This window comes from Bacillota bacterium (genome assembly GCA_029961055.1).
In the GTDB taxonomy this organism is placed as follows: Bacteria; Bacillota; Sulfobacillia; order JAIMAT01; family JAIMAT01; genus JAIMAT01.
The window spans coordinates 38,015-48,847 of the sequence record JASBVM010000027.1 but is presented as its reverse complement, the minus strand read 5'-3'; the positions used below and the strand labels follow the sequence as shown (position 1 = coordinate 48,847).

The window sequence follows — 10,833 nt, the reverse complement described above, 5'->3', positions numbered from 1 at the left end:
GGTGCGCCCGTGTGATCGGCCGCGATGCGGAGGATTCCCCTGGGCGACCCGGCGCTCCAGGCTCTGCGGCGGCAACGGCACCGCGTTCGTGCAGCGGTCCCCGATTGGGTCCCCAATCGCCGGGGGAAGCGACCGCAACGTGGCTCAGGGCAAGGGCTTCTGGAGGTGGGTACTGTGAACACCTGGTTCACCGAGGAGCAGACACGCGACATGCGCCTCTCGCTGCGCGTCCGCTCCCTGCTGCACCGCGAGCGGAGCGGCTACCAGGAGATCGCCGTCTACGAGACCGCGGAGGTGGGGAAGCTCCTGGTCCTCGATGACGTGATCATGACGAGCGAGAACGACGAGTTCGGCTACCACGAGATGATCAGCCACGTCGCCCTCTGTACCCACCCGGCGCCGCGGAGGGTCCTGATCGTCGGCGGCGGCGACGGCGGCACCCTGCGCGAGGTGGCCCGCCACCGCGAGGTGGAAGAGATCCACATGGTGGAGATCGACGAGCGGGTGATCGAGGTCTCCCGGCGGTTCCTTCCTGCGATTGCGGCGGCCTTCGACGACCCCCGGCTGAAGGTCCACATCGACGACGGCATCGAGTACGTCCGCTCGGCGGCGGAGAGGGGAGACCGCTACGACGTGATCCTCTGCGACTCCACCGACCCGGTCGGGCCGGCGGTGGGCCTCTTCAGCGCCGACTTCTACCGCGACGCCGCGGCCGCGCTGGGCGAGCAGGGGCTCTTCGCGGCGCAGACGGAGTCGCCCTATTACAACCGCGAGCTCCTGCGCGGGATCCAGCGCGACCTGCGCGAGGCCTTCGGGCGGAGCTGGCTCTATCTCAGCGCGGTGCCCACCTACCCGGGCGGGCTCTGGACCTTCTCCCTGGGATCGAAGGGGCCGGACCCGCTGGGGCCGGAGGTCCACTTCGAGCGGGTGGAGGGGATGCCGCTCCGCTTCTACTCGCCCGAGGTGCACCGGGCGGCCTTCGCCCTTCCTCCCTTTGTGCGGGAGCTGCTGCCGGGGGAGGGGAAGGCGGCACGGTGAAGGGGAGGTTCCGGCGCGGGGGCCGCTTCCTGGGTGCGGTCCCCCTGGAGGAGGCGCGCGCGGTGCTGGTGGGGATGCCGCTCGACGCCACCACCAGCTTCCGCGGCGGGACGCGAGAGGCACCGGCGCGCGTGCGCGAGGTCTCCGACGTACTGGAAGCGTATAGCCTGGAGCTGGACCGGGGGCTTGACCGGCACCCGCTGGCCGACGCCGGCGACGTCGAGCTGGTCCCCGGCAACGTGGCGCTCTCGCTGGAGCGGATCGAGGAGGCGGTGGACGGGCTGCTGGAAGCGGGGAAGCTCCCCCTGGGTGTGGGAGGCGAGCACCTGGCCAGCCTGGGGACCTTCCGGGCGCTGGCACGCCGGTACCCCGAGCTCCACGTGATCCACCTGGACGCCCACGCCGACCTGCGCGACCGCTACGAGGGGGAGGCGCTCTCCCACGCCACGGTGCTCCGGCGGATCGCCGAGGCGCTCCCGCCGGGCCGCGTCCACCAGTTCGGCATCCGCTCGGCCGTGCCCGAGGAGATGGAGTTCGCCCGGGAGCGGACGGAGCTGGTGCCGGTGGAGGTGCTGGAGCCGGTGCGGCGGCTGGTCGGCTCGGGGCGGCTGGCCGGCGCGCCGGTCTTCCTCACCGTGGACATCGACGTCGTCGACCCGGCCTACGCGCCCGGGACGGGGGCGCCGGAGCCGGGCGGGATCGGCTCGCGGGAGCTCCTCCAGGCGCTCTACGCCCTCGCGCCGCTGCAGGTGGTGGCCTTCGACGTGATGGAGATCTCGCCTCCCCGCGACCTCTCGGAGCGGACCTCGATCCTGGGAGCCAAGCTGATCCGCGAGGCGGCGCTGCTCTGGGGTTAGCCGAACCGGAGCCGGCGGAAGCACGGAAGGAAGGGTGCGAACGATGGGTGTGATCGAGCGGACGGTGGAGGACCTGCGCGCACGGCTCGCCCGCGCCTGGCGGGAGGCCGTGGAGGCGGGCGAACTGCCGGAGGGGGAGCTGCCGGAGTTCGTGGTGGAGCGGCCCAGCGAGGCCGGCCACGGGGAGTACACCTCCAACCTGGCCATGGTGCTCGCCCGGACCGCCAGGAAGCCCCCCCGCGCCATCGGCGAGGCGCTGCTCCGCCGCTTCCCCGCGGGTCCGACGCCGGTGCGCCGCGTGGAGGTGGCGGGGCCGGGCTTCCTCAACTTCTACCTCGAGCCGGGCTGGATCCAGCCCGTGGTGGAGGAGGTGCTGGCCGCCGGCGACCGCTTCGGGCAGGCGCCCGCCAGGGCGATCCGGGTCAACATCGAGTTCGTCTCGGCCAACCCCACCGGCCCGCTCAACGTCGTCAACGCGCGCGCCGCCGCCTTCGGCGACTCGCTGGCCGCGGTGATGCAGGCCGCCGGGTACGACGCCTACCGCGAGTTCTACGTCAACGACGCCGGCGGCCAGTTCGAGAAGCTGGGCCTGGCCATGGAGTTCCGTGCCCGCCAGGAGCTGGGCGAGGAGGTGGAGCTGCCCGAGGGAGCCTATCCGGGCGAGTACGTCCGCGACCTGGCCCGCCTCTGGCTGGAGCGGTGGGACGCGCCCGCCGACCCGGCGCGGCGGCTGGAACTCCTCCGCCGGGAGGACCCGGAGCTCCGCGACGCCATGGGCCGCTTCGCCGTGGAGCGGATCGTGGCGGGGCAGAAGAGCGTGCTGGAGCGGTACGGCGTCCGCTTCGACCGCTGGTCGCGGGAGTCGGAGATCCGCGCCCGCGGGCTGGAGGGAGGGCCGGAGTGGGTGGTGCAGGAGCTCCAGCGCCGGGGCGCGGTGGAGGAGCAGGACGGCGCGCTCTGGTTCCACTCCGAGCGCTACGGCGACGAGAAGCCGCGGGTGCTCCGGCGCTCCAACGGCGAGCTGACGTACTTCGTGCCCGACATCGCCTACCACGTGGACAAGTTCCGCCGCGGCTTCGACCGGGTCATCGACATCTGGGGGCAGGACCACCACGGCTACGTGGCGCGGATGCGCGCCGCGCTGGTGGCGCTGGGCTACGAGGCGGACCGCTTCGAGGTGCTGCTCAACCAGATCGTCCGGCTGATCCGCGGCGGCGAGGTCGTCCGCATGTCCAAGCGCCGCGGCGAGTACGTCACCATGGAGGAGCTGCTGGACGAGGTGGGGACCGACGCGGCCCGGTTCTTCTTCCTGATGCGGACGGTCTCGAGCCACATGGACTTCGACCTCGACCTGGCCAAGCTGGAGGGCGAGGCCAACCCCGTCTACTACGTCCAGTACGCCCACGCGCGCATCGCCAGCATCCTGCGGCAGGGACGGGCCGAGGGCCTGACGCCGCCCGGGCCGGGGGAGGTGCCGGCGGCACGCCTGACCGATCCGGCCGAGCTGGAGCTGATGAGGAAGCTGGGCGAGCTCCCGGGTGAGATCCGGCTGGCGGCGGAGGAGCGGGCGCCGCACCGCATCACGGTCTACGTCCGCGAGCTGGCGACGCTCTTCCACTCGTTCTACACGCGCTGCCGCGTCCTCGATCCGGCGGAGCCGGAGCTGACGCGGGCGCGCCTCGGGCTGACCGAGGCGACCCGGATCGTGCTGGCCAGGGCGCTGGGGCTCCTGGGGGTGAGCGCGCCGGAGCGGATGTAGGCGGAGGCCCGGGGCCCGCGCGGTCCCCCCTCCCCCTGGCCGTGGCGGGCGACGGCGGGGAGGTCAGCCCCCATCGACCAGCCGGTAGCCCACGCCCGGCTCGTTCAGGATGCGCCGCGGCCGCTCCGGGTACGGCTCCAGCTTCCGGCGGAGCTGGGCGACGTAGACGCGGAGGTAGTGGGTTTCGCGCTCGTAGCCGGGTCCCCAGACGGCCCGGAGCAGCTGGCGGTGGGTGACCACCTGGCCGGCGTGGAGCGCGAGCAGCTTGAGGAGCTCGTACTCGATGGGCGTCAGGTGGACCGGCCGGCCGGCCACCTCCACCGCCCGGGCCTGCAGGTCGACGACCAGGTCGCCCACCTCCAGGCGTCCCTGGCGCGCGGCGGGGGAGAGGCGGCGCAGCGCCGCCCGGATGCGCGCCAGCAGCTCGCCGCTGGCGAAGGGCTTGGTCAGGTAGTCGTCGGCGCCGGCGTCCAGCGCCTCGATCTTCTCCGCTTCCTGGGTGCGGACGGAGAGGATCAGCACCGGCGCGGGGCACCAGGTGCGCAGGCGCCGGAGCACCTCCACGCCGTCCATGTCCGGCAGCGCCAGGTCCAGAAGGACCAGATCCGGGTGGAGCGCCGACAGGAGCGTCAGCGCCTGGCCTCCGGTGGAGGCGGTGGCCGCCCGGTAGCCGTGCGCCTCCAGGGTGAGGCGGAGCAGGTCGCGGATCGCTTCCTCGTCGTCCACCACCAGGATCAGCGGCCCCGAGCAGGGCTGCTCAGCCGCGGTCGGGTTCACGGGCCGTCGCTCCCCCCTCGCCCGCGGGCTCCCGCGGCGGCAGATCGGCTGGCCCCTTCTCCACGGGGAGGGTGATCCGGATCAGCCCGCCGCCACCCGGGCGGTTGCCCGCCTCGATCTTCCCCCCGTGCGCCTCCACCAGCTGGCGCGCCACCGAGAGCCCCAGGCCGATGCCCCGCTCGTGGTGCGGCTCCTGAAGGCGGTAGAAGCGCTCGAAGATGCGCTCGGTCAGCTCGGCGGGGATGCCCGGGCCTCGGTCGGTGACGCGGATCTCCACCTGGTCGTCCACCTGGCGGGCGTCGATCTCGATCTCGCCGTCCGCCGGCGAGTACTTGGCCGCGTTGTCCAGCACGTTGACCAGCACCTGCTGCATCAGGGCGAAGTCGAGGCGCAGGAGCGGCAGCCCCTCCGCCACCCGGACGCGCACGGGCCGGCCGGCCAGCGCCTCCGACATGTGCGCGAGGGCGGAGCCCACCAGCTCGCCCACGTCCGTCCAGTCCAGGCGGAGGTGGAGGGCGCCGCCCTCCAGGCGCGCCATGCTCAGCAGGTTGCCGATCACCCGGTTCATCCGCTCCGCGCTCCGCTTGATGCCGGCCAGGAGCTGCCGCCGCGCCTCGTCGCCGTAGCGGCCCTCGTCGCTGAGGAGCTCGTCGGAGGCGCTGAGCACCGAGCTGAGCGGGGTGCGCAGCTCGTGCGCGATGGCGTCGAAGAGCGCGGTGTGGAGCCGGGCCGAGGCCTCCAGCGCGCGGGCGGCCTGGGCTTCCTCCGCCAGCTTCTCGCGCTCGATGGCCACCGCCGCCAGCCCGGCGAAGGCCTCCAGCAGCCGGCGCGACTCGGGCATGGCGGCCGGGCCCGGCGAGGCGGGGGCTCCCTGTCGCCGGAACCAGGCAGCGGCGGAGCCGGGGTCGGGGCTCGCCGCCGACTCGGGCGCCGGGCGGGGCGTCAGGGCCATGACGCCGACGGCCCCGTGGCGGGTCAGGAGCGGGACGTAGAGGGCGCTGGCGCCGGAGAGCGTCTCCGTGCCCAGCCCGGCCATCTGCCTGTGCTCGAGAGACCAGCTGGCGACCGCCAGCTCGCGCCCCTCTGGCTGGAAGCCGCTGGGATGGCTGGCGGTGAGGCGGAGGTGCCCGTCGTCGCCCGGTGTGAGGATGGCCACCCAGCTGTCGAAGGTCTCGCCCACCCTGCGCGCGACCACCGCCGTCACCTGCTCCAGGCCGAAGGCGGAGCTGATCTCGCGGCCCAGGCTGTAGAGCATCCGGTTCCGCTCCTCGCGCTGGCGGGCCGCCCGGGCTCGCCAGCGGAGGCGCGAGGCCATGCTCGAGGTGACGGCGGCCACGGCCAGGAAGACCACCAGCGTGAAGACATAGCGCGAGTCGGCCACGGTCAGCCGGCCCACCGGCGCCACGAAGAAGAGGTCGTAGGCGACGACGCCGAGGAGCGCGCCGGCGATGGCAGGCGCCAGGCCCCAGCGCGAGGCGATCAGCAGGACGGGCAGCAGGTAGAGCAGGGCGGCGTTGACCGGGTCGACCCAGGCGCGCGCCGCCTCGACCGCGCCGGTGACGACCGCGGCGCCGAGGAGCGCCGCCGCGTAACCGGCCGCCCGCTCGCCCGGCGACCCCAGGCGGAGGCGGAAGGAGCGGCGTTGGACGGTGGCGGTCGGGGCGGGCGGCCGGACCACATAGACGCCCATCCCTTCGCAGCCCACCAGCACCCGGTCCGTGATCGTGGGACGGAAGAGGCGGACAAGCAGCGGCCGCAGGCTCCTCCCCAGGACCAGGGTGGTGGCGTTCCGGCCGCGGGCGAAGGCGACCAGCTCCTGGGCGGGGTCCTCCCCCTCCAGTCGCACCACCTCGGCGCCCAGGTCCGCCGCCAGCTTCAGCGTCCGGCGCAGCGCCTCCCGCTCCTCGGGGCTCTGCTCGGAGCCCGGGACGTCCACCGTCGCCACGATCCAGTCCGCCCGCAGGGCGCTGGCCAGCTGGCGCCCCGTGCGCACCAGGTAGGGCGAGGAGGGGCTGGAGCTGACGCCGACCACGATCCGCTCGCGGGCCGGCCAGGGGCCGCTGATCATATGGCGGCGCATGTACTCCCGCAGCTCGCGGTCGACCCGGTCGGCGGCGCGGCGCAGCGCCAGCTCGCGCAGGGCGTTCAGGTTGCCGGGCCGGAAGAAGTGGCGGATCGCCTGCTCGGCCTGCTCCGGGACGTAGACCTTCCCTTCGCGCAGCCGCCGCAGGAGGTCTTCGGGCGGCAGGTCGACCAGCTCCACCTGCGCCGCCTCGTCCAGGATCTGGTCGGGCACCGTCTCCCGCACGCGCACGCCCGTGATCGGCCGTCCGGGTGGAGGAGCTCGCCTTCCAGTACCAGGGGGGCGGGGAGATCCTCCGGGGGATCTCCTTCACCCTGGAACCGGGCGACTTCCTGGTCGTCCTGGGGGCCAACGGCGCCGGCAAGTCCACCCTCTGCTACCTGCTGACCGGGATCGTGCCCAACATCTACGCCGGGCGGCGCTCGGGCACGGTGGAGGTGGTGGGCGTCGACCCCTGGGAGTACCGGCTGGCCGAGCTGACCGACCGGGTCGGGCTGGTGATGCAGAACCCCGAGAGCCAGATCTCCATGCCCATCGTGGAGATGGAGATGGGGCTGGCGCTGGCCAACCGGGCGGTGCCGGCGGAGGAGATCCGACGGCGCGTGGAGTGGGCGCTGGAGGTGGTGGACCTGGCCGGCTACCGCCGGCGCCCCACCAAGGCGCTCTCCGGAGGGCAGAAGCAGCGGCTCGTCCTGGGTGCCGCGCTCACCTCGCTGCCGCCGCTCCTCGTCCTGGACGAGCCCACCGCCCAGCTGGACCCGCTGGGCAGCCGCGAGCTGCTCCGGGCCATCAGCAAGCTCCGCCAGGAGCGTCGCGTGACCATCGTCATGACCACCCACAAGACCGAGGAAGTCCTCGGCCTGGCCACCCACGCGCTGGTGCTGGAGGAGGGGAGAGCCGTCGCCTACGGCCCGTATGCCGAGGTGATGCGCCAGGTCGACCTCCTGGAGACGGCCGGCGTGCAGGCCCCGCCGGCCGAGCACGTCGCCTGGCGCGTGCGCCGGCGGGGCGTCGCGCTGCCCCCGGGACCCGCGGAGGAGGCGGTGGTGGAGGCGCTGCGGAGCCGGGCGCGGGCGCCGGTGCCGGTGCCCCGGCGGGAGCGGCCGGCCGCGACGCGTCCGCCCGTGCTGGAGCTGGAGCACGTCACCTTCCGCTACCCCGGCCAGGAGCGCCCCGCCCTCGAGGACGTCTCGCTGCGCGCGGGGGAGGGCGAGTTCGTCGGCGTCGTCGGCCAGAACGGCTCCGGCAAGAGCACGCTCCTCAAGCTCCTCGCCGGCCTGATCCGCCCCCAGGAGGGGAGCTACCGCCTGGCCGGGCGCGAGACCGCGCCGCTCTCGGTGGCCGCGATCGCGCGCCAGCTGGGGCTGGTCCTGCAGGATCCCGACTACCAGCTCTTCAACCCTTCGGTGCTGGAGGAGGTCGCCTTCGGCCTGCGGAACCAGGGCCTGCCCGAGGAGGAGGTGCTGGCGCGGAGCCGGGCGGCGCTGGCCGCCGTCCGCCTGGAGGCGCAGACCGAGCTCTTCCCCTTCCGGATGAGCTTCGGCGACCGCAGGAAGCTGGCCGTGGCCGCCGTCCTGGCGCTGGAGCCGAAGGTGCTGGTGCTCGACGAGCCGACCACCGCCCAGGACTACCGCGGCCGCTACCTGCTGGCCGACCTGGCGGCCGAGCTCAGGGCGCGCCGCGGCCCGCCGGCGCCCCCTCCGGCAGCTGCTCTACGCCTTCGGCATCGAGCTGGTGGGCGAGCGGGCGGCGCGGGAGCTGGCGCGCGCCTTCGGCGAGATCGGCCGTCTCGCCGAGGCGGAGGAAGCGACCCTCGCCGCCGTCCCCGGCATCGGCCCCAAGATCGCGCGGAGCGTCCGCGCCTTCTTCGCGCAGCCGCAGAACCGCGAGATGATCGCGCGGCTGGCCGAGCGGGGCGTGGTGGCCGCGCGGGCCGGCGTGGTGACCGAGCCCGGGGCGGGCGGGCGCCCCGCCGGCGCGGAGGCGCCGCTGGCGGGCAAGAGCTTCGTCCTGACGGGGACGCTGGAGCGGTTCACCCGCCGGGAGGCGCAGGAGCTGATCGAGCGGCTGGGCGGTCGCGTCACCGACTCGGTCAGCCGGAAGACGGACTACGTGGTGGCCGGCCGGGATCCGGGCTCCAAGCTGGCGCGGGCGCAGGAGCTGGGAGTGACCGTCCTGGACGAGGAGGGCTTCGTCCGCCTGACCGGCGCGAGAAGCGGGCGATGAAGAGGCATGGACCCGGCGGAAGGCGCGTCAACTGGAAGGAGTTATTGCCAACGATCGAGAACCCACCGGACGGCGTAAACTTGCCTTAACATTGGGACGAGGCCGACCAGCCTGGGGGAGGTGTTGCACGCGCCCGGAAGCCCAAGGGTCCGGGGACGGTCAGAGCACTCCACGGGTAGCGGCGCGCGAGCGCGCCTCAGGAGTCCGAAGCGCAGAGGAGGGAGTTTCTTGTCGCACTGGCGTGCAAAACCCTGGGCGGGGTTCTTCGCCGTCATCGCCGTCTTCGCACTGGTTCTGTCCGCCTGCGGCGGCGGCGGTGCGAAGACGACGGAGCAGCCGAAGACCACGGCGCCCACCGCCGAGAACAAGCCGGTCAAGGGCGGGACGTTCACCTTTGCGGAAACGTCGGACATCATCACCCTCAACCCCGCGTTCATCAACGACGTCCCGTCGGCTGACGCCGCCTTTTTCATCAACGCGCCTCTCTATGACATGGACAACAAGGGCCAGCCGATCGTCAGCCAGTGGTCGCTGGCAGCCGAGCCCTTCCAGGTGCAGAACGGCGGCACCACCTACATCGTCAAGCTCAAGCCGAACCTGAAGTGGTCGGACGGCCAGCCGCTGACGGCCGACGACGTGGCCTGGAGCGCCAACGTCATCGCCAACAAGGACCTCGGCTCGCCGCTGGTCTCGTACTTCGACCAGGTCAAGCAGGCGAAGGCGCTGGATCCCACCACGGTGGAGTTCGACCTGAAGAAGGTCTACGCGCCCTTCGTGGCCAACGTGCTGATGGGCGCCTGGGTGATGCCCAAGCACCTGCTGGAGAACGTTCCGGTCAAGGACCTGCAGAAGAACCCGTACGGGACGGATCCCGCCAAGACGCTCTCCAGCGGTCCGTGGGTCTGGACCAAGTGGGTCCAGAAGCAGTACCTGGAGTTCGAAGTCAACCCCAACTACTGGGGTCCGCAGCCGAACATCCAGAAGATCGTCTACAAGATCTATGCCGACCAGAACACGGCGGTCCAGGCGCTCCTCAAGGGCGACGTGGACATGTTCAACGGCATACCGGTGCCGAGCCTGCCCGCAGTCGAGAGCAACAAGAACATCACCCTGGTCAACCAGCCCGGCCCGTCGTGGGATTACTTGGGCTTGAACTTCAAGGGCTCCAACTTCCCCCAGTTCGGGAACCAGAGCCCGTTCGCGGGGATCAAGACGCGGCAGGCGATCGCCTACGCCATCAACCGCGACGAGATCATCAAGCAGGTCATCAAGGGATACGCCCAGCCCATCGACTCGCCTTTCCTGCCCACCAACTGGGCGTACAAGGCGGGCGCGGCCGTGACCTACAGCTATGATCCCGAGAAGGCGAAGCAGCTCCTGGCCGAGGACGGCTGGAAGATGGGCCCGGACGGCTACCTCTACAAGAACGGGCACCGCTTCGAGTTCACGCTCCAGTACAACACCGGCAACCTGCGTCGCCAGCAGGTGTCCGCGATCATCCAGCAGGAGCTGAAGGACGTCGGGATCAAGGTCAACATCCAGGCGTTGGACTTCTCCACCTGGATCGACCAGTGGATCAACCCGGGCAAGGGCCAGGCGATCCTGCTCGGCTGGTACGGCGGGCTCGACCCGGACAACGAGCAGATCTTCAGCTCCAAGTACTTCCCGCCCAACGGGCAGAACTGGGGCTGGTACACGGACAAGGAGATCGACGCGCTCTGGGAGCAGGGCAACTCCACCACGGACATCACGCAGCGCAAGGAGATCTACGCCCAGATCGCCCAGAAGATCTCGACGGATCTGCCGTACATCTTCCTGTGGCAGTTGAACATCATCGGCGGATACAACAAGCGCGTGCACTGGCAGCCGGAGGATGCGCCGTTCCAGGCTCTGCCGTACGCCTACTTCTGGCACATCCAGAACTGGTGGGTGTCGCCGCAGTCGTGAGCGGGCCGGCAGACCGAGGGTCGACGCGGTGACGGGAAGGGGCCCGGCCGGGCCCCTTCCCTGGTGTTTCCAATCTTGGAGCCGGGGCAGGAGCGAGTAAACTCGGCTTAACCGGTTCCAGAGGCGTCCACTCGTGCGGAAAGGAG

7 protein-coding genes are annotated in these 10,833 nt (G+C 72.1%); 5 read left to right on the top strand and 2 right to left on the bottom strand.

Going from position 1 to position 10,833, the window contains the following annotated elements; translation table 11 throughout:
• Positions 1-174: 174 nt before the first annotated feature.
• The 3 genes from speE to argS are packed head-to-tail and all read left to right on the top strand — an operon-like array spanning position 175 to position 3,654.
• A complete protein-coding gene (gene speE, locus QJR14_07920) occupies positions 175-1,038 on the top strand; it encodes a polyamine aminopropyltransferase (GenBank protein ID MDI3317525.1) in 864 nt (287 codons plus the stop codon).
• Positions 1,035-1,895, top strand: coding sequence for an agmatinase (gene speB / locus QJR14_07915; protein MDI3317524.1), 861 nt, complete (start codon positions 1,035-1,037; stop codon positions 1,893-1,895). Before speE ends, speB begins: the two co-directional genes overlap by 4 nt.
• A gap of 43 nt (positions 1,896-1,938) precedes the next feature.
• A complete protein-coding gene (gene argS, locus QJR14_07910; GenBank protein MDI3317523.1) occupies positions 1,939-3,654 on the top strand; it encodes an arginine--tRNA ligase in 1,716 nt (571 codons plus the stop codon).
• A gap of 63 nt (positions 3,655-3,717) precedes the next feature.
• Here the strand turns inward: argS and QJR14_07905 are convergent, their stop codons facing one another.
• Positions 3,718-4,431 (bottom strand): response regulator transcription factor, encoded by a 714-nt coding sequence (locus QJR14_07905; protein MDI3317522.1) that lies wholly within the window; start codon positions 4,429-4,431, stop codon positions 3,718-3,720.
• Positions 4,412-6,745, bottom strand: coding sequence for a DUF4118 domain-containing protein (locus tag QJR14_07900; GenBank protein MDI3317521.1), 2,334 nt, complete (start codon positions 6,743-6,745; stop codon positions 4,412-4,414). Before QJR14_07900 ends, QJR14_07905 begins: the two co-directional genes overlap by 20 nt.
• 20 nt (positions 6,746-6,765) lie before the next feature.
• Here QJR14_07900 and QJR14_07895 point away from each other — a divergent pair, with 20 nt between their 5' ends.
• Both QJR14_07895 and QJR14_07890 read left to right on the top strand, forming a co-directional pair.
• A complete protein-coding gene (locus QJR14_07895) occupies positions 6,766-8,829 on the top strand; it encodes an energy-coupling factor transporter ATPase (GenBank protein ID MDI3317520.1) in 2,064 nt (687 codons plus the stop codon).
• Between the two features lie 139 nt (positions 8,830-8,968).
• Positions 8,969-10,687 (top strand): ABC transporter substrate-binding protein, encoded by a 1,719-nt coding sequence (locus tag QJR14_07890; GenBank protein MDI3317519.1) that lies wholly within the window; start codon positions 8,969-8,971, stop codon positions 10,685-10,687.
• Positions 10,688-10,833 lie beyond the last annotated feature (146 nt).